The organism is Nostoc sp., from assembly GCF_036917375.1.
Lineage (GTDB): Bacteria > Cyanobacteriota > Cyanobacteriia > Cyanobacteriales > Nostocaceae > Nostoc.
Genome location: NZ_JBALDN010000086.1, coordinates 36,315 through 60,505 on the forward strand (window position 1 = coordinate 36,315; position 24,191 = coordinate 60,505).

Here is a 24,191-nt window from a genome sequence, read left to right on the forward strand (position 1 = left end):
TTTGCTTCTTGATTCAAATAGCTATAAATTATCTGAGTTGGGGTAAACTCTTCCTTTCCAAGCACCGCCGCGCCCTTGCCAGTGACGTAGTGCTGAGTCTAGAGTCATTAAGGTATACAGAAAAGCGATCGCAGGTAAACTAAAAGCGAACCACGGAGAACATTTATAAAAGCGGATCGTCGGATAGTAAGCGAAAGTCATTAATAGCCATCCTAATATACCTGTAAGTGCGATCGCCCAATTGCTCCAAACTGCACCCAGAATCACACATACAGGTGGAACTAAATAAATCAGAGGCATTCCTACCAAAGTTCCCAATAGTAGTAATGGAGAATAATTCAGTTGGGTATAGGCAGTACGAGCAACCATATCCCAAATCGTCGCCAGCGAGTCATAAGGGCGTAAACTACAAGTCAAGCTACTCAATCCCAGCCAGACACGCCCAATGGGGATTGGGTACTGGGTATTGGGTACTGGGGATTGGGAAAACTCTTCCCTAGTCCCTAGTCCCCAGTCCCCAGTCCCTCTCTTAACAGCCTGAGCTAGGGCGCAATCGTCAATTAAAGCTTGGCGAATGACTTGAATACCCCCGATTCGCTCTAAAGCTTCACGGGCAATCAGAATAGATCCCCCAGCGGCTGCGGCGGTGGGATTGTTGGGATTATTCACCCAGCGAAAGGGATAGAGTTTTTGGAAGAAAAAAACGAAAGCTGGAATCAAAAGTTTTTCCCAAAAGCTTTCACACCTGAGTCGTACCATTACTGAAACCAAGTCTAAATCTTCCTGCACAGCCTTAGCAACGAGTCGGCGGAGATTACCAGGATCGTGTTCGATATCTGCGTCAGTCAGCAAAAAATAGTCAGGTGCTAATAAACTCGCACTTTTGATACCTTGCTCAACTGCCCAAAGTTTACCCGACCAACCGGGAGGTAGGGAAGCGCCAGAGATAATATGCAGTTGTTGGGGTTTCCCAACAGCGTGAGCAACCCCTTCGGCAAAATTTGCTGTCCGATCTGTGCTGCGATCGTCTACCAAAAACACTTTGAAAGAACCAGGGTAATCTTGAAGTAGGAGCGATCGCAAACTAGTTGGTATTAACTCAGCTTCGTTACGAGCTGGAACCACCACACAAACAACAGGAAATGATTCTAGTTGAGTTTTTCCAATCTCTAATTGCTGGTCTGTCCGCCAAAATTGTCCCCAAAAACCCAGCAATCCTAACCAAATTGTCAAGGATAAGAGCATCAATCCTAATACAATTACATCCATGACCTATTGCAAATTATCAGTGACTCAGACAGAATACTATGTCTATTCATACAGGAAAAAAAATTTTTCGCTGTAATACCGCGTTCATAACTAGGTTGGGTGTTGAGGTTAAATAGGATTTGATGCAAACACAAGACAGGGTAAAAGTCAATCAAGTCGCAGATGCGATCGCAGCCAGTCAACAATATTTGCTTTCGATTCAAAATCTGGCAGGTTACTGGTGGGCAGAGTTAGAATCTAACGTCACCATCACTGCTGAAGTCGTCCTCCTGCATAAAATTTGGGGAACAGACCAAACAAGACCTTTACATAAAGTTGAAGCATATCTGCGTCAAGAGCAACGGCAGCATGGCGGCTGGGAACTTTATTACGGTGATGGCGGAGAACTTAGCACCTCGGTTGAAGCCTATATGGCGCTGAGGCTGCTAGGTGTACCAGCAACCGATCCGGCGATGGTTCGGGCGCGAAAGTTTATTCTACAACGCGGTGGTATCAGTAAAACTCGGATTTTTACCAAGTTACACCTAGCCTTGATTGGCTGCTACAACTGGCACGGTATTCCCTCACTACCACCTTGGATAATGCTGTTGCCAAAAGCTTTCCCTGTCAATATTTATGAGATGTCTAGCTGGGCGCGTTCCAGCACAGTGCCGTTGCTGATTGTATGCGATCGCAAACCTGTTTTTCGTACCGATTCAGCTATCAACTTAGATGAACTGTATGTTGAAGGTATCGATCGAGTCCGGTGGGAATTACCTGAAAGTGGCGATTGGACAGATTTATTCCTCACCCTCGATCGGGGGTTTAAATTGGCAGAAAACCTTAATCTAGTACCCTTTCGTGAAGAAGGCATCAAAGCCGCCGAGAAATGGATTTTAGAGCGCCAAGAAGCTACAGGTGACTGGGGCGGCATTATTCCGGCGATGTTGAATTCAATGCTAGCTTTGCGCTGTCTGGATTATGACCGAAACGATCCCATTGTAGAACGAGGTTTGCAAGCAATTGATAACTTTGCCATTGAAACCGAGGATAGCTACCGAATACAGCCTTGTATTTCACCCGTTTGGGATACAGCTTGGGCAATGCGTGCGTTAGTAGAATCTGGTTTTGCACCAGATCATCCAGCTGTAGTAAAGGCTGGAGAATGGTTGTTGCAAAAACAAATTTTAGATTACGGAGATTGGGCTGTCAAAAATCGTCAGGGAAAACCAGGGGCTTGGGCGTTTGAGTTTGAGAATCGCTTTTATCCCGATGTAGACGACTCGGCGGTGGTGGTGATGGCATTACATTTGGCGAAACTTCCTAATGAAAAAATCAAGCAGGCTGCGATCGCTCGTGCCTTAAACTGGATTGCATCTATGCAATGTAAACCTGGTGGGTGGGCTGCTTTTGATTTGGATAACGATCGAGATTGGCTTAACTCGATCCCTTATGGTGATTTGAAAGCGATGATCGATCCAAATACCGCAGATGTTACGGCTAGGGTACTAGAAATGCTGGGTGCTTGTGATTTGTCAATTGATAGTGATAATTTAGAGCGATCGCTTACTTATCTTTTGCGCGAACAAGAAACCGAAGGCTGTTGGTTTGGGCGTTGGGGTGTAAATTATATCTACGGCACCAGTGGCGTTTTATCAGCTTTGGCGTTAATCGATCCCCAAAGGCATAAACTCAGTATAGAACGGGGAGCAGGTTGGTTAGTTGGATGTCAAAATCCAGATGGTGGTTGGGGCGAGACTTGCCGCAGCTACAACGATCCCAGTCTCAAAGGAAAAGGAAATAGTACTGCATCTCAAACTGCTTGGGCTTTAATTGGCCTTTTGGCCGCAGGTGAAGCAACAGGTAAATTAGCTCTTGATGCGATCGAGCGGGGAATTGACTATCTGGTGACAACTCAAAAGCCAGATGGTACTTGGTTTGAGGCGGACTTTACAGGTACTGGCTTCCCTTGCCATTTTTATCTTAAGTATCATCTGTATCAACAATACTTTCCTTTAATCGCATTAGGTCGCTATCAAGCAGCGATTAAAGAAGGTTAATATTCGTTTTTAGTAAGGTAGCACACCTATGCTACCTTATCGTGCATTCCATTGATACGAAAACAGTTATTACATAAGCGATCGCATCTACTATATTTACTCAACTAAAGAAAGTTTATTCTATTAATATTTAATGCCCAAAATCAACGTATTTCTATTCTCTAGCAATGACAATATCGTTAGATTTAATAACTGCATAAGCTTCTTTTCCCTCAGATAATTCCAACTCTTCTGCGGAAGCTCTGGTGATAATCGAAGTTAATTCTACTTTGTGAACAATTTCCAAAGTAACCTCACTATTAACTGCTCCATAAACAACTCGTTTAACCACACCTTTAAGAATATTGCGAGAGCTAACTTTTAGTGGTTTCTTTTGAATACTACTTTCTATGTTAGGCTTTTGAGTGTAATAGATATCTTCCTGTTGTTCCTGTTGAGTTGGTGGTGATATTGGTGCTAAGGTTTGCTGAGTGAGACTACGCACGAGTTCCCGCAGAATCTCAGTCTTAGTGCGTTGAGACTGTTCGCAGAACTCTTCTAGAATCTTCCGCTCGTCCTCCGAGGTTTGAAATGTAACCCATCCTTGTTCTTTTCTTGGCATAATAATATTATTAATTTTGGTTATCTTGGTAAGATTCTACCAAGTATCAATTCGATACGTCGTTTTAGTAATAACATTTTTTTGTCGGTATTTTCGGCATTTTTACCGCAATTAATCAACTATTCTCATATAGTTAACTACATATATATTTATTTTTTTCTAGATGCGAAATATTTTGTTACTTGAGATTGTCTAAATCATCACTAAAATGATACCAACTAAGATGGTATAACATTAGTCTATGGTATTTGTTGGGGTAGCTACGCTTACGCAAGGATAATCTAACAGAAAATTCCACTGGCGTAGGCGTAGCCCGTCGCAGACATCGCGTTAGTGCCGTAGGATTATTTAACGTGAGTTCACAGCCAGGGGATGAAACACCTAAAATCACGTTCTCAAGACCTGCGGAGTTTATTTGAGAACAATATCACCATTGAATACGTGGCAGAACCCCTAAAAGCTATGCCAGCTGATGCGGAGGCGAAAGAAGTGCTGCATTGGATGCAAGCACAAAATTTTGATGTTATCGGCGTGGAGACGGGAGATATTATTAGCGGTTATGTAGAACGCTCTAGTTTGATCCCAGGCAAAAAAGGTAAATGTAGCGACTATCAACGGGTGTTTCATCCCAAAGAACTAATTGCCATTTCCACCCCACTGATCAAGTTGCTACCCATTTTGCAACAAACTCCGCGATTGTTTGTCTTGGATTGCAATCAGGTAAGTGGTATTGTTACCTGTGGTGACTTGCAGAAAGCACCGGTGCGAATGTTACTATTTGGCTTAGTAACGCTGCTAGAAATGAATTTGCTGCGGCTAGTACGGATTTACTATCCTCAAGATTCTTGGCAAAAAGTCCTTAAACCTGAGCGCTTAGAAGTTGCTCAACGATTATGGCGAGAGAGTCAGGAAAGAAACGAAGCCACCGATTTATTAGATTATCTACAATTCTGCGATAAGCGAGAGTTGATTTTAAATCAACCAGAACTTCTCCAGCAACTAGGACTAAAATCAAAACGGTTTGGCGAACGTTTCCTCAAGTCTGCTGAACAGTTGCGAAACCGATTAGCTCACGCCCAAAATTTAGTTAGTGGTTCCTCTTGGACAGAATTGATTTCTTTAGCAGAAGCGATGGAAAAGCTGTTAATTCATTGTGAGGAAGTTGAGTAAATTAGTCAGATTTTTTTAACATTATTGAATTAGCCGATCAAATCCGCTGCTGTGGATAAATCTAATAGCACCTCACTTAGGTCGACTTTATCCATTTTTTTGACAACGCAATACTCCTGTGGAGTTGTTACACGAACGCTAATCCTAAAATCTATATGGCAATACAGTTCAGATAAGCGCAACAAAACCCTTATGTAGAGATGCGATAAATCGCGTCTTGGAAGACCAATTATTTTCACCAATAACTTTTAATCCAAGTGTATTGTCCTATATGAGGTCTTGGTTTTACTTTTTCAATTTCACCGTGGGTTTCAAAGCCTTTCCCCTGTGGGGGAGAGGAATGGAAGTGAGGGAACAAACCATGCCACTTTCACGAGAAATCAAGACTTATATCTTTTTCTTTTTTCGTATGAAACCACCCAGCTTTTTAAGGTGGGTGAGAGGGGATCTACAAGTACCTAACGTCATAACAAAACATTTTTCAAACAACCTCTAAAATCATCTAATTGAGTCAGAGACAATACTTCAATCTGCGATGTCTACGACGGGTTTCTCTACGAGACACACTCGCGTTTAGCTACGTAATTTTAGAGCAACTATTGCAAGCTTATTTTTGAGCGAACTTATAACTGTTTTTCTATCAACTGTAGATTAGCAAGCACCGCTCTTATTTGACACAACTTTTAAAGTTTTCAAGATTAGACTAATATCATAAATGATAGACCACTTACGTTGATAGTCTAAGTCCATGTGAACAATATCTTCAAAGTCTTTAATACTGGAGCGACCATGAGCCTGCCATTCACCAGTGATACCCGGCTTGACATTCAACCGTTCCCAGTGGTGCTTTGAGTAGTGTATCACTTCATTAGGAGTGGGAGGGCGGGTGCCGACTAGACTCATTTCCCCCAGCAGCACGTTCCAAAACTGAGGGAGTTCATCTAAGCTAGTGCGACGGAGAAACCTTCCTACACTGGTAATGCGGGGATCATTCTCATTTTTGAATATTTGATCGCTTTCAGCTTCATTCTTAACTAGATGCTTAAGTTGGTCGGCTCCAACTGACATCGAACGGAATTTCCAAATTCGGAAGTGACGCCCATTCAAACCACAGCGAATTTGACTGTAAAATATAGAACCTGGGCTATCTAACTTAATAGCGATCGCAACAGGAATTGCTACGAATACTGTAATCGATAGTCCAATAACAGCACCCAAGATGTCAATCATTCGCTTGGCTTTACTGATTACAGAAGGATGAACTGGAACTTTAACTTTAGGAAGAGTATGGGCATCATCTAAAACTTGCATATCAAAAGGACGGGGAGTAAAGGTATTAGACATGGTAATTGCAGTTTCAGTAGTAAATTGATAAACTCGAGCGTCTGTAGATTTACTTGTTTCAATAATTTGTAAAAACGGGAATAAGATTTTCTAATAGGTTAAGCAAGTAAATATGTTACCAGTCAATCTGTTCTTTTAGATATTTGCCATGACGGTAGCGATCAATACTTCATGTTTAAGCATTCAACATCGTTACAACGGCGTCATAATTCTCATAAATTTCAAACACTGAATCCATCTGAGTCAGTTCAAAGATTGTCCGAACAGGTACTTGCAAATTACCGAATTACAGGCACTTAAATGCCTAGACAAAACCCTCTTAAGTAAAGGGTTAAGCCTGAATCTGAATTATCTCTAAAATTTACTTTGACTAGATGAATCACCCAAAGAGTAGTGTTACAAGCAACTTTTAATCAGTCTTGGTGATGAATTAAAAGTTCAAATCGTTTTTAAATCCAGACTTATTTTGTGCTGCTAATGTGATTTGGCTACTTTGTTCTTCACTTTGGCGTCGAGCAAGCGCGTAGGTTAGTACTAAACGTAAAAAGATAAAGTTGCCTAGAAGATAGCGCTGCCAAAGTCGAGTCGGTTCCATTGCCAGTCGCCACAGCCACTCCATACCAACAGAGCGAATTGGATAGGGGGCACGGGTCACGCGTTCAGCCATAAAATCGAACAGACCCCCTACACCCATACAAGTGATACGAGGCAATTGGCTAGCGTATTGGTTAATCCAAATTTCCTGTAGGGGTACGCCCATCGCCACTAACAGCAGGTGGGGGCGGGCTATCCGAATAGATTCTAATACTTGCTGCGTTTGTGATTCAGGAAAATAGCCGTCCTGAGTTCCGGCAATTATCAACCCAGAATAGGCTTTCTTGAGGTTAGCTGCCGCTTCTTCAGCTACACCCGGCTTACCACCTAAAAAATAGACTGATAAACCTTTTGCTGCCCCTTCTTTGCATAAAGCCGGAACTAAATCAGTGCCATTGAGATTATGCACTAATGGTGTACCCAACAAAGCGCTACCCCAACGAACTCCGCTCCCATCTGCCAACAACAAATCACTCTGCTCTAACGCCTTTGCCAATGCTGGGTTTTTGGCAGCAGTTACCATCGTGTGGGCGTTAGCATAATACACTCGACCACCCTGCCGCTTCAGCAACTGCGCCAGTAATAGTTCAATTGCCTCGTATAAAGGCATACGATCAAACTCGGTATTAAGAAAACTAACTCGGTCTGCCATATAACTTAATGCTCGCCATCTGGAGTTGCAAAATAGTAGAATTCAGAGCATTGCCCATATTTTCTGCTCCCCCGGAAATTTACTGACAGGTTATACATTAATTGACACAACAGATTTTGGCTGCTGATAAGTAAACATTACCTGCAACAAAACTGAAATGTTTGATCTGTCAGGGCTTTTGAGATACTTAACTGTTTAATGTGTAAGTACCATAAAAGCTTTGATCCGAATTGAGAGTTTATTCACAAGGTTTAGTAAAAACTTTGTGAAGCCTACGTATACTTTCGTACGCAAATACCGATGCAAAATACTATCTGATGGCTACTTAAATTATTTTTTATGCAGTATCCTGATGAGGAATAAAATTATCCAGCTAACTATCCGTTTGGCTGTAGCGTACAGATAGTCTAAATTTCATAATAAGATAAGTAGGCACAACAAAACAAATGTATGTTTAATTTTTTTAAAACTGTACAATAACCAATTTTTAAGCTATTTGTTCAATTTACATCTCTTAACATAGCTTGTTTTTTTAACACCGATCGGCTGACTACAGCACATAAAAAACCAAAAAAATCAGAGCTTTGACAACTACAGAAATAAGATAACAAACAAATATTGCCACGCAGAATTGGTGTTGAACAGATGATATGTTGAGTGAAAATATTTCCAGTAGCGAGTGAGAAGTTTTGTTTATCTCGTCATTTCTATATTCAGGTAATAATGGCAGTCTGTAGAGTTGTCAGATTGCAATTTAATTGCTTCATGCTTTTTATCTGTGAATGACTTGAGCCTTTCTGGGAAAAAATAAATCTTTCTTCCTTTCTATCTTTTTGCTCTTAACTGATGACTTAGCTCAACTTATTCGGCCAAAGGATTATTGTTACGTCCATTCAACGCTGACGATCGGCTATGCTAGGCGGTTACACCATCGCACTTGCTTTACAATCGCTAAAACCATTGTCTAGTAGGAATTTCCTATTTGCAGATAAGTCTAAATATATGAAAAGACACCGAATTATGGTTATTGGTAACAATGTCATGACCGTGCAGCGGGTCAGCAGTCATTGCCTAAAACAAAATGCAGAAGTTTTTCCATATTATTGTATTCCCACGCCGGAAGAGATCGCTTTGTTTGAACCTCATGTATTGGTGTTATGTCTACCCATACCCGATCGATTCCAGCATCAACTACTTCAGCCTTATATTTTGTGGTCAGAACAACTCGTGAATAACATCTCACCACTGGCTACCACTTTTACAGAATTATCTGATTGTTTACATAAATTCCTATAAGCTTAAATCAACCCTTGGCGTACGGCTAAAGCTGCTGCTTGAACGCGATCGTCAACGCTAAGTTTGTTGAGAACCATACGTACATAAGACTTGACGGTTCCGAGTGAAAGGTAGAGTTGGTTTGCAATCTGCTGGTTTGAGCGCCCTTGTGCAATCAGTTTAAGAATCTCGCGTTCACGACTACTGAGAATAGGTTGCGCTATTACCTGAGATACAGGAACATCGGGAGCGACAGCGGTTGACCTAAGCATCCGAGCAACTTTTTGAGCGATTAGAGGATCTAAATAAGCACCACCTTGAAGTATCAATTGAATGACGGCGATGAGCTGTTCCCATTCAATAGTTTTAAGGCAGTAACCATCAGCACCAGCTGCAAGCATTCCCATGACCTGGATATCGTCATCGAAGGCACTTAAGGCTAGAACACAAGTAGTCAAGCAGTTACTTTTTATTTGCTGGGTGGCTGTAATCCCATCCATAACTGGTAGATCGATATCCATTAAAACTACATCTGGTTGGAGTTGGCTAGCTAATTCAACAGCCTGTCCACCGTCCAATGCCTCTCCAACTATACTAAAACCAGGTTCTAGGCTAAATTGCCCTTTCATCCCTCGGCGGATTAAAGCGTGATCGTCAACTAATAGAACCCGCACAATTTTCTCTTCGTCAATGTTAGTCATCATTCTTGCTACATCTGGTTATATTCTGTTCGTCGTTGCAATCAACGTTATTTATGGCACTTGGGAGAGTAAACCAGAAAGTACTTCCCTCTCCAAGAGAACTTTCTACACCAATGATTCCTCCGTGAGCCTCAATAATTTGACGACATAAGTACAGACCAAGCCCACTTCTTCCACGATGCCCTCGTCCTTGAATAAAGCGGTGGAACAGCTTTTCCTGAGCTTGGGGTGCAATTCCTGAACCGTAATCACGCACCGAAATCTTCACTTGGTCTTCTTTAAAAGGTGTTATCTCAAAAACAATTTCCCCTTTGGGCTTACTTACCCGCACAGCGTTATCAAGTAAGTTTTGTAAAACCCGTTGAATTTCTAATTCATCGCCATAGACAGTTGGCAGGAATTGAGAAATTTTACAAAAGAAGGCTAACTCACGTTTAGATGTTGCTTTTACCTGACCAATTACTTTAACTAAAATCTTTTCCCAATTCAGGATATCGCAGGCTAAACAAGCGCTGCGTGCTTCATAACGGGAGATATCTAAGAGAAGTTCCACAAGCTTAAGCAGATCCTCATTAGCTTCACGGTACTCTTCAAATACTTCCTTCCAAGTGTCATTTACTGGGCCAAAAGCTCCTCTGCTCATACAGTCTAAAGTGTTGCGAGTGGCAAGTAAAGGAATACGTAGGTCATGAGAAAGTGCAGATATCATGTCTTCAAGCTGCTGGTTGCGCCCCTCAATGCTTTCTTGACGGTGACGAGTCTTATCAGCCATCGCGTTAAGAACCCCAGCTAGTTGCCCGATCTCATCTATAGAAGAATGGCAGAGTTGCACTTCCATTTGTCCCGCTTGCCAAAGTTCACAAACTTGTGTCAATTTGTTTAATGGAAGCTTGACTCGCCTATACAACAATTGGAGATTTAAAATCGCTCCTAACAAAATGATTAATGTGCTGAAAATGTTTATCGCAGTGTTAATATGATTCAAGTACTCTACATAATTTTTCCGAACCCTCAAAAGCATCTCTTCGCGCTGAATAAATTTCTTAATCTCGTTGTACAAGGAATCAGATAAAGTCCTTTTTGCCAAAGCAGAGTTGCTGACAGAACCAGAATGCGCTTTTTGCTTCAACTCCTTTTGCCACTGGTTATAGATATATTTAATTTTATCGAGTTGCTTTATTTGAGCAGGGTTGTCTTGTACCAGATTATACAGATCGTTGAAGCTGTTGTGAAAGCTGGGCTTTTTATCACCATAATTTATAGGATTAGTTCGTCCCTGAATGGAATTTTCTAGCAAACCTTTTTCTTCATTATCTATCACAGCATTGAGTAGATTTTCTCCTTCTCGCTCTACCAATAAAGCATGGGTAACCCGATCGCATGCTTCATAATTTAGGTGTGCTATCAAGAGGTTGAAGACTTGCTGTCCAAATAAAAATAGCACTAGTACGAAAACACTAGTATGGAGAGGAGTTAAAAAATTACCTTTTCTAGATGAATGCATTAAGAAAGGTATCAAGCTAATAGCTATCACTATCTAATATCTCCACCACCTTAATTACAGTTACCTAGCATACTGATTAAAATTCTATATTCTAGAACTGCAACAGCTTTGCTGGTATTAAACTTTCAATATTGTTATTCAAAAGCGTTAACTGTTCATATCATATATTACATATAAATATCCTTTATTTCTGATAATTTCAGTATTAACAACTCAATTGTATTAAATAATGGAGCAAAAATTATAATATTCTTTTCGCGGATTTTAACATGATACACACAAATTAAATTTTTTTTAGACGAGATTTCATACTTCCCACACTGGGAAATTTATATTGATATTAGAGATTATTTATAAGTTAAATTTAAAACAAACGTATTTTTACGGTGTTCCATAGTATATTCTCCTACCGTTAGTGCCAATAAAGACTAGTCCGAATTGCTGCCAGCTAGCCTCCATTACATTAGGCTCATTACCTATAGGCTGGTGTAAAAAGGCAATGTTTATCCATGTTTTTCCTCTGTCTAGAGAGCGAAAAACTCCTTCGCCCATACCAGCAATTTCCCCATACAAATACAGTGCAGGAATTTTGCTTTCCTTCTGTGCTTTATCCAGCCCAATTAGCAGTGTATTTACCTGCTGCTATGTATACAATATTTGGGTTATTTGGATCGAGTGCTAAGGCTTCTCCCCCATAATAATTGCTCTGTTGTAACCTAAATTTGTCTGTTAGCGGAATCCATTTATAATCTTTTGAATTCCAACGATAAAAGCCACCATTATCGGTTTTGATATAGGCTAAATCTCGCTCTAGTGGATGCAAATAAATGCCTGTAACAAAACCACCTCCTCCGATAGAGACATTAGCCCACTGATAGTCTGATGTAGCACTGCAAGCAAGCTTAAAGGGTGTAAATGTGACGACAATAGCCAGCGCAGCTATAGCAATACAAGTTGTTTTCCCTAACAGCCTCCAGAAACGGCGATCGCTCATACCGATTAACTAAGCTCAAGAGTATAAAGTAAGTTTACATATTTACATAAAAAATCATAAAAAGAAATGATATATTGAAATCACTCAGTATTAAAACCAAATTCTTGTATTTAGCGATAAAAGCCAATAAAAATAATGTAGCTTTATCGCTCAAGCTTTTAGTAGGTACAGATTAATACAGATAACTGCAATATATAACTACAATTATCAAAGTAAAATATTGGCGGATGCGTGCTACAATCAGAACCTGCTTAAACTAATTTTCTATATCTTCTCTCGCTTTGGTATCTAGCTTTTTAATAAGGCGACAGGTAGGGTAAACCAAAATGTAGTACCCTCATCGGCGGTACTTTCCACATTGATAGTGCCTTTGTGAGCCTCCACAATTTGAAGGCATAAGTAGAGACCTAGCTTATCTATGTTATTCCGGCCACGTCCTTGAATAAAGCTATTAAAAAGGCTTTCCTTTTCTAAAGGAGTAATTCCCAAGCTATTGTATCGCACTGATATTTTTACTTTCTCAACTCCAAAAAATGCTGCCTCAAGGGTAATTTCCTGGTCTGGATTATTTACTTTTAGAGCATTTTCAAGTAAGGTCTGCACAACTTGTTGAATCTCAAGAGCATCACCATATACAATCGGCAGCGAAGAAGCAATTTTATATTTAATTGCAGACTTCTCTTTCTGAGTAGCATTGCTGCGAATAATGGTTTCGAGAAAAATGGTTTTCCAGCTAATAATTTCGCACTTCAAGCTTTTATTAACTTCGGTTTTGTAGCGAGATACATTTAACAGAATTTCGACAAACTTCAAGAGTTCTTCGTTAGCTTGGCGGCAATCTTCTAGCACATCTCTCCAAGTGTCGCTCACAGAACCAAAAGCTCCGCCTAACATAGCATATAAAGTACCACGAGTGGCTAGCAGAGGAGTACGTAGATCGTGGGAAAGTGCAGAAATTAGGTATTTAATCTGTTTATGTTCATCACTAGTTATACGTTGTAGCTTGTATAAATTACGCTTTAATTCCATTTGAGCCATGACTTGACGACTCAACGTTTGCAACGCTCCGAGTTGTTCTAAGTTTAGTTGTCGTGGTACATGGTCTATTACACAGAGTGTTCCTAAAGCATATCCTTCCGGTGTTATTAACGGCGCACCAGCATAAAACCGAATATAGGGGTCAGAAGTTACTAATGGGTTAGTAGCAAAACGCGGATCGAGTTGTGTATCTGGAATAATCAAAGTTTCATGGGGCCGCAAAATTGCCTGAGCACAGAATGCTAAATCGCGGGAGGTTGATTCAGTGTCTAATCCGACTTTCGATTTGAACCACTGACGAGACTCATCAATTAAGCTAATTAAAGCTATGGGAGTACCACAAATTTGTGCTGCTAAACGAGTGAGATCGTCGAAGGCAGCTTCACAAATAGTGTCTAAAATTTGATATTGGCGCAAGGCTTGGAGCCTAAGAGTTTCATTGTTAGTTAATATAATTTCATTCATTTCAAAGAATGTGAAGCACGATCTGCGTATATTAAAGATAAATCCTAAAATTTATTTTGTCATCTTTCTATCACCATAAATTTGCTGTTTTCATTATGTTGGCAAGTATTGATTCTGTAGGGAGTAGATATTATAAATCAGGATGATAAATTATGTACAGCTAAGTGGATAGCTGAGTGGATAATTTTATTTAACTCTAGAGGATGCTGTCTACATCAATACAATCTTGACCATTAGACAGTTTTGTAATCGCTGTTTAAGAAGGAAACTTTACCAAGACTTATTAATAAAGTTTTCAGCTCCGATATAGTATAAACCTGGAAGTTTACTTAGGCGATCGCAAAACCCCATCTAAATTTTTTAATTTCGCAGCCAGTTCCTGACTTTAGAGGATTTTTAATGGCCAATAATTATATAGAAATCTCTGAATCCCCTGGTAAATCAAACAAATCAGTAGCAAGCCGAGGGCGTTGGTCAATTTACTTACTTTTAGGTTTAGCAACTAATGTCACTTTTTGGACTTCAGCTTTATTTTATGTAAAGATTACGCCACGAACCTACACTAGTTCTTCAGCTATTAATTTACCTGGAGCGGGGTCAAACGCCAATGTTAATTTACCAGGTATTGGTCAAGCTTACTATGAAAACTCGTCTCCGTACTCTTCGAGTTCTTCTCAAGACCCAAGAGAAAATTACAAATTTATTGCTCAAAGCGAAGCTGTACTCAAAGCAGCAGCAGCTCGGGTAAATATGTCCTTAGAAGAGTTTGGCAGTCCCCGTTTCAAGGTAATGGATAATACGACTATTATGACGGTTGAGTTTAAAGGTGCAAGTCCCCAAGAAGCTAAGAATAAATCTTTAGCTTTTTATAAAGCTCTGGAAATGAGACTTAATCAGCTTAGAAATGAAGAAGGTAATCAACGAGACGTAGGTTTCCAAACAGGACTAAATTCCTCTCAGAAAAAGTTGCAAATAGCTCAGAAGCGTCTTTCCGACTACAAAGCGAGTTCAGGTTTGAACTCTGAAGAGCAAATTAAGGATCTGGCAACAAATATTGAACAGCTGCGTAGACAACGAGCGGAAATTATAGCTCAACAACAACAAGCTACTACTCGTCTAAAACAATTATCCGCTAATTTAAAACTATCAGCCGGACAAGTTACAGATGCTTTTACTCTTCAAACAGACCAAATATTTCAGCAGAACTTAAAAAACTATAGTGATGCTAGCGCTGCTCTGGTTATTTTAGAATCTAAATTTTTATCAAACCATCCTACAGTAGTTGCAGAAAAAGCCAAGCGAGACGCTGCTCAAAAAGCCCTGCTAACGCGCAGTCAGTCTCTTTTAGGACGAATAGTTAGTCTGACAACCTTAAAGCAATTAAACCTCAGTAGCACTACCTCTAATTCAGCTCAAGAGACTCTTTTGCAACAATTGGTTATAGTTCAGACAGACCAAAAAGGATTTACAGCTCAAGCTCAAGCCATAGAGCAACAGATTGCCCAGCTTGAGAATAGACTAAAAAACTTGGCACAGCAAGAGTCTAAGTTGGATGCCCTGAAACGAGATATGCAAGTTGCTGAAGCAGTCTTTTCTTCAACCCTCACCAGACTGGACATTGGCAAGTCGAATACTTTTGGCTCTTATCCGCTGATTCAGATTGTTGCACAACCTAGCTTATCCGAGAGTCCTACTCAGCCAAAAAAATCATATGTTTATTTAGGTGCAACTGTTGGCTCGATTTTGTCAAGCATTGGTTTTGCGTTGTTATGGTTGCGCGATCGCAAGCGCAAAATTTCGAGAGATGAAAGATGAATAAAATGACTTTTACTTATATATTTTTAAGATATTTAATGATACAAAGTCAAAGTTTTTAGCTTGTTGGCTACTGAATTCTATCTAAACAAATGCATTGATAATTTATAGGAGTTTCTATAAATTTGCTACTCAATTAAAAAGCTAGAGTTTTCTACTTTGACAGTGAAAATTATTTTGCAATTAAATTGTATAAATGAAGCCTAATAACTTCCCAGAACGCGTAATTTGGTACTCTATAATAGGTACTTATGGTTTTTACTTTATTGGAGGCCTTTATATTTTAGCTCCAGCTATAGCTTGGATACTATTGGTTTATCTGGGTAAGAAATTATGGGAGCAAAGTGAAACCACCCCGGAAAATGAAAAGATAGTTATTCCTTGGACTGTTTGGCTATGGATAATCGGTATGCTCATTGAGGAGGTCGCTTTAATTATAGGGCATATAGATTTTGATTTAGATAATGGACTACTAATCAAATCATCTTTTGGTTGGGCTAAGGGCTGGGCACTAATGGCTATATTTCCCTTAATTGGCTGTTTGTCAATTCGTCCCCAATTACTCTATCGTGCTGCTTGTATAGTTTGTTTTCAATCCTTGCTTTATACACCTATCTGTATCTTTGCCTCTGTTGTGCATCTACCCCAGATACTTTATGTTTCACCACTTAAGGCTGTAGGGGGACCAGGACAAGAATTTTTTTCGGTGATACTGTACGGAATTGATTCAGATGATGGTTTACCTCGTTGGGGTTTATTTGCGCCTTGGGGACCAGCTTTAGGATTTGTTGCTAACGTTTATTTTTTCCTAGCTTTACAGGAAAAGGACAATAAATGGCGCTGGTGTGGCATTATTGGCAGCATTGTCATGTGTGTCATTTCAAAATCGCGGATTGGCTTGCTATGTTTTCCGATAGTTTTAGTTACAACTTGGGCATTAAAAAACATCTCTCGACCTATGTTCTTAATCTTTATGAGTTTTATGTCCTTCTTATCCGCTATTACTGCCCCAACTATTTTGGAAACACTCTCTACTTTCGTCGACCAAGTTAAATCTGCTCGTGCAAGTTCTACACGGGTTCGCGCTGTCCTATGGAGAATTGCTCTAGAACGTTGGAAAGAGGCTCCTATTTGGGGTCATGGAACTGTGCAACCTGGACCTCACTTAGTGGAATTTATGAAAATTGGTAGCCACAATACTATAACTAGCCTTTTATTCGTCAAAGGTATTGTAGGGTTTTTAGCTTTTGCTGTTCCTATGGTATGTAGCATCCTATATCTATTAATTAAAGCTCAAAAAAGTGAAACAGCAAAAGTCGGTTTGAGTATTAGCTTAATCTTGCTTATATATACATCTGGCGAAAACCTAGAAATTTTAGCCTACCTCTTCTGGCCTGGTCTTGTAATGATAGGAATTGCATTTAAAAATCAACTGCCAGTAGTCAACGCTAACAATATGGTTTTCAGTCAAGACTTGGAAGTTTTTTAGATAAATTTTGCTTTCTATGTAATTGTTTCAATAGTCATAAACTAATGCTAATCACTAAATTTAAGCAGCAATTATCTAGTAGATTTATTCGCAATATTGGCTGGCTGGGTTTAGGAGAACTAATTCCTCGCATCTTCCGTTTAGGAATAACAGTCATTTTGGCGCACTTTTTGAGCGCCTATGACTACGGTTTGGCAGCGATTGTTATGACAGTTGGTGAATTTTCACGGGTGTTTACGGAATTAGGTATTGGTGCAAAGATTATTCAGGCAGATAAAGAAGAGCTAGAAGAGCTATGTAACTCTGCATATTGGTTAACCTGGATAGTTTTACCGGCAATATTTATTATTCAATGCCTTGCAGCTTTTCCAATTTCTTGGTTTTATGGTAGTAATCAGATTATTCTTCCGATTTGTGTATCAGGAATTCCTTATCTAATTTGGCCTATATCTGCCATACAAGGTACTCTAATTGAGAGAGAGAATCGACTTAAAATTACAGCATTTCATAACACTATTTATACCTCAGGTAGTTATATATTGTCTGCAATACTTGCTTTTTGCGGTATGGGGATGTGGTCGATTGTTCTACCGTGGGTTTTGATTGCTCCGATTGGAGTTTATATATATTACGTTAATCATACCTGGCGTCCAAGTTCAGGAATGACAACAAAGCATTGGAAAGAAATTTTTAACTTTGGTAAAAATTTCCTTGGTATCCGTTTATTAGGAACACTGAGAAACAACTTAGATTATTTAATAGTCGGGCGTTTTTTAGGAGTTGAAGAGTTAGGAATATACTTCTTTGGTTTCAATGCTGGCTTAGGAATTAGTCTCAGTATAATCGGCGCTGTTACTTCAGCTATATTACCTCATTTATGTGAGGCACGAGCAGACAAGTTGGAGTTTAAAAAAGTTTACTTGCATACCCTCAAAACAATTGGCATTATCATTATTCCTTGGGTAATTTTACAATCGAGTTTAGCACCTTTTTATGTACCACTTGTTTTTGGTCAAAAATGGGTAGTTGCAATTCCAATTTTAATATTGGTTTGTCTATCAGCAATCCCCAGACCTTTTGCAAATGCTGCCTCTCAGTTGTTAGTGGCTATTGGTAGGCCTGATTTAGATTTCCGCTGGAATATATTGTTTACTACTTTGTTTAGTTGTGCGCTGCTTATTGGAGTGCATTGGCAAGCTATTGGGGTAGCGACATCTGTTTTATTACTCCACTTTCTCTGCTTGCCTTTATTTACACTGTGGGTTATTAGGTATGTTTTTCCTAATTACAAAAATTTAAGTATTAAAGGTTAAAAACTAAGTTACAGTTTAAATCGACTTAGATTTTAGTCTTATTATTGCAATTTATTGATGTCTGATTAACTAGCAAAGTTTTATTTGGAGGTTAAAGTTAATGAAGTTTCTATACCTAATACAGTCTCATAAAAATCCAGACCAGATTTATAGACTTGTGCAAACTATTAGAAGGTCAAGCCCAAATTCTTACATATTAATTAGTCATGACTTTAGGGCTTGTGATTTAGATGTAACAGATATAAGAAATTTACCAAAGGTTGAGGTAATTAGTGGTATAGGAGGACGAGTAGATTTTTCTATAATTCAAGGTTATCTCAATGCTGTTGATTGGATTTTTAGCAATTATATTGAATTTGATTGGTTAATCAATATATCTGGTCAGGATTATCCTATTCAACCACTGTCGAAAATAGAGAAATTTCTTGAGCAAACTAAATATGATGGTTTTTTAGATTATTTTAATGCACTTAATGAGCCAAGTATATGGGGAATAAAACACACTCGTGAACGCTATTTATATCAATATTGGTATCCATCGATAAATGTTCCTCCACTTTTTAAAAAGTTAATAAATCGTTCGGGAAACATTATTAATAATGTTCAACCATTTGTAAATGTTTCTTATAAGTTTGACCGTTTAATGTTAGGATCTATTGCTACTTCACCTCCTTTTAATGAAAACTTTTTATGCTATGTGGGGTCTTACTTCCAAACTCTTTCTAGAAAATGTATTAAATTTTTATATGAATATACACATAACAATAAGACATTAGTTGATTACTATAAGAAAACCTGTGTTCCTGATGAGTCTTTTATTCAAACAGTTTTAGTTAACAACAAATCTTTAAAATTATGTAACAACTCTAAACGCTACATAGACTTTTCTAACGACTGTCGAGATGGTCATCCACGCACACTCACAACTGAAGATTATCCAAAAATAATTCAACAAGATGTTCATTTTGCTAGAAAGTTTGACGCAGTAAAAGATAGTAAAGTTCTAGATATGCTGGATGTGATAGTACTACAAGCTATTAATAGTTAGGAAAAATATTTACTTTCTTAAGAGTATTGTATGTTAGAGAGGAATAGAGATATGCACCAGTTACTATGCACAATTTATCGCGATCGCAATTTCTACGCCTGGGATTTTTTTCCCTCTGCTCAGGGCTTACAGTTCCTATGTACAGTTTTGTAAAGGCAGCGAATAGGTCTAAGTCTACAATCAAAACCAGCCGACTAAGCACATTATCTAAAGGTTTTAATCTTGAACACTGGCAAGGACATGAACTTACAGATGGGTTCTATACAAAAACAACGCTGTTACAGTACAAAAGCTTAGGTTTGACTTATACTAGACTACCAGTTGTTTTGCCTAAATTTTTTAATGATAGCAACCCAAGTGTATTAAAGAAAGACTCTCTTGCTGCTCTAGATACCATTATTCAGATGCACATAAAAACGGGATTGGGAATTATTCTATCTCCTTTCAATCACCCGTATGAGTTGTACTCTGATCCCGTTTTACTTGAAAAGTATCTAGCTTTTTTTAAGGCTTTTGCTACTCACTTAAGCAGTACAAATCCAGAAAACGTATTTCTAGAAGTGATGAATGAGCCTTGGGCAGAAACGTCTCAAGACTGGAATAAAATTCAGCTGCGACTAATTCCAGCAATTCGCTCAGGCGCACCAAATCACACAATTATTGCTAGTTCTAACTTAAGAGTTACTATATATGATTGGAACAATGTTCAAGCACTTCTAAAAACCCAAATTGCAAAAGACGAGAACGTGGTGTATAACTTTCACTTTTACGAACCGTTTATCTTTACACATCAAGGAGCAACTTGGGGATGGAGTGCTTTGAAATTTATGAATACTATACCTTACCCTTCAACTCCACGAGCAGTTGCACCTTTGCTAAATCAAATTCCAGACTCTCAAGCTAGACAGATTGTAGAAAATTATGGTAAGGAAACATGGAACAGAGTTAAGTTGCTAAATGTTTTGTCATCAGTTGCAGATTGGGCAGAAACTAACGGAGTTTCGGTGATCTGCAATGAATTTGGAGTTATACCTTGGACAGCTCCAAGAGATTCAAGGCTTCGTTATTTAAAAGATGTTAAGGAAGTTTTTGAGTTCTATGGAATTGGTTGGGGAAATTGGTTTATACCGAATTTAGAGGACAAAGAAGTGATGCAAGCACTTGGTCTTAAGTCTTTATAAATAGATTATTTTGTCAGGTAATTAAATGCTAATCGATAAAGTAAAAAATCAGCTATCAAATTAGTTTATTCGCAATGTTGGTTAGGGGGAGCGGAGTTGGCTAATCTTATCTTTTGCTTGGGAACAATAATTAACCTATCTCATGTTTTTAACCTCTATGATTACAGTATAATAGCAGTTGTTTGAATTTAACAACCAATGAATTTACAACTGTTTATACTCTCACCTCTGGAATCGGATCTAAGATTATTCAAGCTGAAATCTAAATTATTTGTAGGAATTTATTATGAATATGAAACCTTACGACACCATTATCCAAACAAATAACAACTTCAATAATCAGAATAAAAAAGAAAAATTTTTTACTGTCAAGTTGGTAACATCTGGATTGACAGATATGCTGTGGCAGCTATCACTTCTATATAGAATTGGTCAATTATGTGATTATACTTATGTACATACGTCACTTGCCTATGAGAAAAGATACGAGTTAAATTTTCCAGGAAAGATTCTTAAAAAGATTGAGACTACTGTTAACAAATTTCTGCAAATTGATAGATATTCTGATAAAATTAGTAATTTCCTTGGTCTTGATAAATGGGAGCAGAATATAAGTAATAAAAAATTTATTAACTTTAAAATTATTGAGATACCTATAGATGAAATTTATTATGAAGATAAGATATCTAATATCGAGCAGCTAAAAGAGTCTATTGAGAAATTTATTACCGAAATAACTCCATCTACCAAAAAAATTATCTACTGTTTAGCATTTAGACCTCAACTATATGAAGATCGTCGTGCTTTTCGCTTAGACGAATTACTAAACAGTGCAGATCCAGAAGAAATTATGCTTCAACCACTTAAATTACAATTATCTGAAAATTACTGTAAAGCGAGACAAAACAGACCTTTACATATACCTTTCAATTCTCAAACAGTAAAAATTGTGATACATCTAAGGAAAGGTGATAGGATGTTGGTCAATCTAAATAAAAAAATAATGGGAGTTTTTAGCACAAGAATTAAATTTTTTGAAAGTATAGATGACTTGGATGAATGGGAAATTGAGAATTACTCCAACTCCAATAATACAGACAAAGCTGATACTTTATTACAGAAAATATTTTCCAGATACGGTGAAGAAAATTTTTCTATAATAGTAATGTCGGATGGTGATGAAAGGACATTTCAAAATATCAGACACGCGATGTTTAAAGGTGAAATAAAACTGAGCAAAGAGGAAAATAGGCAATTAAATAATCTGGAGAAAACACTAAATAAAGAGTTTGAGATTTTTTCTAAGTACTCAAATGTTTATACTCTTGTCGGTGAGTCTGATAAGAATACATTTGAAAGTATTCATGCAATAATTTGCGCTGATATCATCATTAAAACTTCAGGAAACTTTGCTTGGGTATTACACAGTCTATTCAAAAGACAGGATCGCTCTTCAACCATAATTCAATTGGGACAAGACGATGATCTAGCTATTGAGAAGATTGGACTATGTTTAGCAAATAATATTTCAGTACCTAAAAATCGCCCCTAAGGTTGCTTGCCCTGGAACTGATGAATTTGTACGCGATCGCAACCGAATTCAGCAATACCTTTCTGCTGCTAACGTTTATACCCTGCCGAGACGGCAGGAGGGCTTTCCAGTAGCGCCAGTTGAGGCAATGGCTTGCGGTGCATGGGAGTTTTGGTCAAGACTAATTTAGATACCTTCGCCCTGGATATTTAGGTTGATGTTACACATAAATCTAGGATTTATGTGTATTTTTAGACAATGTTAAACAAGGTATATATGTCACAAATATCTTCACGAATTTATTGGATTGATACCTGTAAAGCCTATGCAATGATATTAGTTTTTTACGGTCATTTGTGGTTCTCTGATAAAAGCCCTAATCCGGAAATTTTGCTGCAAAATAAGCTAATATATGCATTCCATATGCCTTTGTTCTTCGTACTCTCAGGTTTCTTGGATAAAGGCAATATAAAAGAATTTAGACTTTTTCTAAAAAACAAATTTTTTACCCGCATAGTTCCATTCGTCGTATTTAATTTATTGTTACTTATTGTTCTGATTCCCAAAAATATATTGAATCATACATTTTCTTTGAAAGAAGATTTATTAATGCTGGCTGGTTTAATTCGTGGAGAAGCCACTATCAGTCTTGTTACATGGTTTTTAATTTGTCTATTTACAACAGAATTGATACATTTTTGGGTAGCTCCCAAAATAAATAACTATAAGAGTAAGGCGATAACTATCCTTATATTTTATATTGTAGGGATTATAGTAACTTGGAAAATAGATTTAGTATCACGTATAACAGGCATAGCACCAAACTTTTGGTATATCCATGAAGCTTTAGTAGCTTATCCATTTTTTTTGATAGGGGCTATTCTAAATCAAATCAGATTATTTGAATTCACAAGTCAATCATCGCTTAAATATGTTTATTTAATATTGAGCATTATAGTTCTCTTGACAACCTTTAATTTAAATAACGGATTATATGACCAACAATTTAACACAGTTTTGATGGTAGATTCACAACATGGCCATCCAATCTGGTTTTTGGTAACAGCACTGGCAGGAACATTTTTTCTGATTTTTCTTTCTCAAATAACACCCACAAACAGTTTTTTACTATTCTTGGGAAGGAATACTTTAGTTCTTCTTGGCCTTAATGGATTTTTCCGCGATATCTTCAACCCCATGATTGTCCGAGCTATTCCACAAGAAGCATTAAATGGGCATTTTCAAATTTTTATTGTTTGTTCATTAGTTACAATATTTTCTTTAATACTATGCGTTCCTAGTATTTTATTCTTGAATAAATTCTTACCCCAACTTATTGGAAAACCTAAAAAACAGGGTCCTATTCTACCCCCTCTACTGTAAAACGTGTTTCCTGATAATACTAAGTTTCTTGTTCAACTATTTTTACCGATCGCTACGCTAATTTCTTCCAAACGTAAGAGAAGAATCAAAGCCTTATTACAACCTGTATCTAATTTCAGTAGACCGAAAAGTTCTGCGATCGCTAAAAAACAGTAGTCTACGATACCGTTTTTTTGAAAATGTAGAAGTGCTGATAGGCTGAGATAAATGATAAGATTAGCTTATAAAAAAGCCCTAAAAATCAACCAAAATTAGCCAGATGGCAAGTAAATTTCGCAGGCTAGCCCATAGTTGCGGTCTACTGCTTGGCGTAAAAATTCAAGCATCTGTTTGAGGGTAAATAGATGAGAAAAAACTTGTCTAGTGCTTCTTTTTAATCGGCTCAGATAATGCCATACTAGATAAATCCATATATTAATAATTAAAAAAGCTAAAGCTACAAATAGAAGCCGAATAGTGGGATTTTTAATAGTAGTTTTTATCCGGCACTGATTTTTCATTCGGTAGCTGCTTTCAATACTATCCTTTTGGGTAGCTGCCCGAATTAAAATTTCAAAAATATTCTGTTGTTCACACTTACCTTGAGATTTTATTGGAATATTTTCGGTTAAACAGTTAACTACTTCTTTCAAGGTTTTACTATCAGTTATAACTGGCTCCGTTATAGTCATATCCAAGCTAATTAACCCTCTAATACCATTTCTTTATGAAGCTGCGCTAAATAAAGCTTCAAGAATAAAGTCGTAAGAAGTGAGAGAAGCAATCACCTCAGGTGTAATTGCTTT

General features: G+C 38.0%; 20 protein-coding genes and 1 pseudogene. 11 read left to right on the forward strand and 10 right to left on the reverse strand.

Annotation, left to right across the window (positions count from 1 at the left end; translation table 11 throughout):
• Window positions 1–21 precede the first annotated feature (21 nt).
• Window positions 22–1,269, reverse strand: coding sequence for a glycosyltransferase (locus V7K45_RS22450; RefSeq protein ID WP_335007197.1), 1,248 nt, complete (start codon window positions 1,267–1,269; stop codon window positions 22–24).
• A gap of 122 nt (window positions 1,270–1,391) precedes the next feature.
• On the opposite strand from V7K45_RS22450, the gene shc reads away from it, so the two are divergent.
• Window positions 1,392–3,308, forward strand: a complete 1,917-nt coding sequence (gene shc / locus V7K45_RS22455) for a squalene--hopene cyclase (protein ID WP_335007198.1) — start codon at window positions 1,392–1,394, stop codon at window positions 3,306–3,308.
• A gap of 154 nt (window positions 3,309–3,462) precedes the next feature.
• Here the strand turns inward: shc and V7K45_RS22460 are convergent, their stop codons facing one another.
• Window positions 3,463–3,909, reverse strand: a complete 447-nt coding sequence (locus V7K45_RS22460; RefSeq protein ID WP_335007199.1) for a TOBE domain-containing protein — start codon at window positions 3,907–3,909, stop codon at window positions 3,463–3,465.
• Between the two features lie 372 nt (window positions 3,910–4,281).
• On the opposite strand from V7K45_RS22460, the gene V7K45_RS22465 reads away from it, so the two are divergent.
• On the forward strand, window positions 4,282–5,079 hold the full coding sequence (locus V7K45_RS22465; RefSeq protein ID WP_292731256.1) for a hypothetical protein: 798 nt from the start codon (window positions 4,282–4,284) through the stop codon (window positions 5,077–5,079).
• A 651-nt stretch (window positions 5,080–5,730) separates the two neighbouring features.
• On the opposite strand, the gene V7K45_RS22470 is transcribed toward V7K45_RS22465, so the two are convergent.
• Complete coding sequence (locus V7K45_RS22470; protein WP_335007217.1) at window positions 5,731–6,390, reverse strand: sugar transferase; 660 nt, start codon at window positions 6,388–6,390, stop codon at window positions 5,731–5,733.
• A gap of 463 nt (window positions 6,391–6,853) precedes the next feature.
• A complete protein-coding gene (locus tag V7K45_RS22475) occupies window positions 6,854–7,669 on the reverse strand; it encodes a WecB/TagA/CpsF family glycosyltransferase (RefSeq protein WP_335007200.1) in 816 nt (271 codons plus the stop codon).
• A gap of 1,002 nt (window positions 7,670–8,671) precedes the next feature.
• Here V7K45_RS22475 and V7K45_RS22480 point away from each other — a divergent pair.
• Window positions 8,672–8,965, forward strand: a complete 294-nt coding sequence (locus tag V7K45_RS22480) for a hypothetical protein (protein ID WP_335007201.1) — start codon at window positions 8,672–8,674, stop codon at window positions 8,963–8,965.
• 2 nt (window positions 8,966–8,967) lie between these two features.
• On the opposite strand, the gene V7K45_RS22485 is transcribed toward V7K45_RS22480, so the two are convergent.
• The 5 genes from V7K45_RS22485 to V7K45_RS22505 all read right to left on the reverse strand — a co-directional run bounded on the left by V7K45_RS22485 (window position 8,968) and on the right by V7K45_RS22505 (window position 13,646).
• Window positions 8,968–9,648, reverse strand: a complete 681-nt coding sequence (locus V7K45_RS22485; RefSeq protein ID WP_335007202.1) for a response regulator transcription factor — start codon at window positions 9,646–9,648, stop codon at window positions 8,968–8,970.
• A complete protein-coding gene (locus V7K45_RS22490) occupies window positions 9,638–11,149 on the reverse strand; it encodes an ATP-binding protein (protein WP_335007203.1) in 1,512 nt (503 codons plus the stop codon). The genes V7K45_RS22485 and V7K45_RS22490 overlap by 11 nt, the downstream gene beginning before the upstream one ends.
• Before the next feature lie 381 nt (window positions 11,150–11,530).
• Window positions 11,531–11,701 (reverse strand): hypothetical protein, encoded by a 171-nt coding sequence (locus tag V7K45_RS22495; RefSeq protein ID WP_335007204.1) that lies wholly within the window; start codon window positions 11,699–11,701, stop codon window positions 11,531–11,533.
• A gap of 55 nt (window positions 11,702–11,756) precedes the next feature.
• Complete coding sequence (locus V7K45_RS22500; protein ID WP_335007205.1) at window positions 11,757–12,143, reverse strand: hypothetical protein; 387 nt, start codon at window positions 12,141–12,143, stop codon at window positions 11,757–11,759.
• Window positions 12,144–12,431: 288 nt separating this feature from the next.
• Entirely contained in the window at window positions 12,432–13,646 is a 1,215-nt protein-coding gene (locus V7K45_RS22505) for a GAF domain-containing sensor histidine kinase (protein ID WP_335007206.1), read from the reverse strand.
• Window positions 13,647–14,045: 399 nt separating this feature from the next.
• Between V7K45_RS22505 and V7K45_RS22510 the strand changes: the two genes are divergently transcribed.
• The 8 genes from V7K45_RS22510 to V7K45_RS22545 all read left to right on the forward strand — a co-directional run bounded on the left by V7K45_RS22510 (window position 14,046) and on the right by V7K45_RS22545 (window position 23,406).
• Window positions 14,046–15,461, forward strand: coding sequence for a GumC family protein (locus tag V7K45_RS22510; RefSeq protein ID WP_335007207.1), 1,416 nt, complete (start codon window positions 14,046–14,048; stop codon window positions 15,459–15,461).
• A gap of 196 nt (window positions 15,462–15,657) precedes the next feature.
• Complete coding sequence (locus V7K45_RS22515; RefSeq protein ID WP_335007208.1) at window positions 15,658–16,950, forward strand: O-antigen ligase family protein; 1,293 nt, start codon at window positions 15,658–15,660, stop codon at window positions 16,948–16,950.
• Between the two features lie 44 nt (window positions 16,951–16,994).
• The gene (locus tag V7K45_RS22520) at window positions 16,995–18,263 is read left to right on the forward strand and encodes a lipopolysaccharide biosynthesis protein (RefSeq protein ID WP_335007209.1); all 1,269 of its coding nucleotides are present in this window, start codon (window positions 16,995–16,997) and stop codon (window positions 18,261–18,263) included.
• 157 nt (window positions 18,264–18,420) lie between these two features.
• Complete coding sequence (locus tag V7K45_RS22525; protein WP_335007210.1) at window positions 18,421–19,311, forward strand: beta-1,6-N-acetylglucosaminyltransferase; 891 nt, start codon at window positions 18,421–18,423, stop codon at window positions 19,309–19,311.
• A 137-nt stretch (window positions 19,312–19,448) separates the two neighbouring features.
• Window positions 19,449–20,492 (forward strand): glycoside hydrolase family 5 protein, encoded by a 1,044-nt coding sequence (locus V7K45_RS22530; protein WP_335007211.1) that lies wholly within the window; start codon window positions 19,449–19,451, stop codon window positions 20,490–20,492.
• Window positions 20,493–20,778: 286 nt separating this feature from the next.
• On the forward strand, window positions 20,779–22,044 hold the full coding sequence (locus tag V7K45_RS22535) for a hypothetical protein (protein WP_335007212.1): 1,266 nt from the start codon (window positions 20,779–20,781) through the stop codon (window positions 22,042–22,044).
• Window positions 22,034–22,213 carry a glycosyltransferase family 4 protein gene (locus tag V7K45_RS22540; RefSeq protein ID WP_335007218.1) on the forward strand — a complete coding sequence of 60 codons (180 nt, stop codon included), beginning with the start codon at window positions 22,034–22,036 and terminating at the stop codon, window positions 22,211–22,213. The genes V7K45_RS22535 and V7K45_RS22540 overlap by 11 nt, the downstream gene beginning before the upstream one ends.
• An 86-nt stretch (window positions 22,214–22,299) precedes the next feature.
• A complete protein-coding gene (locus V7K45_RS22545; RefSeq protein ID WP_335007213.1) occupies window positions 22,300–23,406 on the forward strand; it encodes an acyltransferase family protein in 1,107 nt (368 codons plus the stop codon).
• 251 nt (window positions 23,407–23,657) lie between these two features.
• On the opposite strand, the pseudogene V7K45_RS33060 reads toward V7K45_RS22545, so the two are convergent.
• A pseudogene (locus V7K45_RS33060) lies at window positions 23,658–23,924 on the reverse strand (ISH3 family transposase); the annotation flags it as partial.
• Window positions 23,925–24,191: the final 267 nt, after the last annotated feature.

Excerpts from the sequence above, each read along its gene's own strand:
- V7K45_RS22450 (WP_335007197.1), bottom strand. The coding sequence starts at position 1,269 with ATGGATGTAATTGTATTAGGATTGATGCTCTTATCCTTGACAATTTGG.
- shc (WP_335007198.1), top strand. The coding sequence starts at position 1,392 with ATGCAAACACAAGACAGGGTAAAAGTCAATCAAGTCGCAGATGCGATC.
- V7K45_RS22460 (WP_335007199.1), bottom strand. The coding sequence starts at position 3,909 with ATGCCAAGAAAAGAACAAGGATGGGTTACATTTCAAACCTCGGAGGAC.
- V7K45_RS22465 (WP_292731256.1), top strand. The coding sequence starts at position 4,282 with ATGAAACACCTAAAATCACGTTCTCAAGACCTGCGGAGTTTATTTGAG.
- V7K45_RS22470 (WP_335007217.1), bottom strand. The coding sequence starts at position 6,390 with ATGCAAGTTTTAGATGATGCCCATACTCTTCCTAAAGTTAAAGTTCCA.
- V7K45_RS22475 (WP_335007200.1), bottom strand. The coding sequence starts at position 7,669 with ATGGCAGACCGAGTTAGTTTTCTTAATACCGAGTTTGATCGTATGCCT.
- V7K45_RS22480 (WP_335007201.1), top strand. The coding sequence starts at position 8,672 with ATGAAAAGACACCGAATTATGGTTATTGGTAACAATGTCATGACCGTG.
- V7K45_RS22485 (WP_335007202.1), bottom strand. The coding sequence starts at position 9,648 with ATGATGACTAACATTGACGAAGAGAAAATTGTGCGGGTTCTATTAGTT.
- V7K45_RS22490 (WP_335007203.1), bottom strand. The coding sequence starts at position 11,149 with ATGCATTCATCTAGAAAAGGTAATTTTTTAACTCCTCTCCATACTAGT.
- V7K45_RS22495 (WP_335007204.1), bottom strand. The coding sequence starts at position 11,701 with ATGGGCGAAGGAGTTTTTCGCTCTCTAGACAGAGGAAAAACATGGATA.
- V7K45_RS22500 (WP_335007205.1), bottom strand. The coding sequence starts at position 12,143 with ATGAGCGATCGCCGTTTCTGGAGGCTGTTAGGGAAAACAACTTGTATT.
- V7K45_RS22505 (WP_335007206.1), bottom strand. The coding sequence starts at position 13,646 with ATGAATGAAATTATATTAACTAACAATGAAACTCTTAGGCTCCAAGCC.
- V7K45_RS22510 (WP_335007207.1), top strand. The coding sequence starts at position 14,046 with ATGGCCAATAATTATATAGAAATCTCTGAATCCCCTGGTAAATCAAAC.
- V7K45_RS22515 (WP_335007208.1), top strand. The coding sequence starts at position 15,658 with ATGAAGCCTAATAACTTCCCAGAACGCGTAATTTGGTACTCTATAATA.
- V7K45_RS22520 (WP_335007209.1), top strand. The coding sequence starts at position 16,995 with ATGCTAATCACTAAATTTAAGCAGCAATTATCTAGTAGATTTATTCGC.
- V7K45_RS22530 (WP_335007211.1), top strand. The coding sequence starts at position 19,449 with ATGTACAGTTTTGTAAAGGCAGCGAATAGGTCTAAGTCTACAATCAAA.
- V7K45_RS22535 (WP_335007212.1), top strand. The coding sequence starts at position 20,779 with ATGAATATGAAACCTTACGACACCATTATCCAAACAAATAACAACTTC.
- V7K45_RS22545 (WP_335007213.1), top strand. The coding sequence starts at position 22,300 with ATGTCACAAATATCTTCACGAATTTATTGGATTGATACCTGTAAAGCC.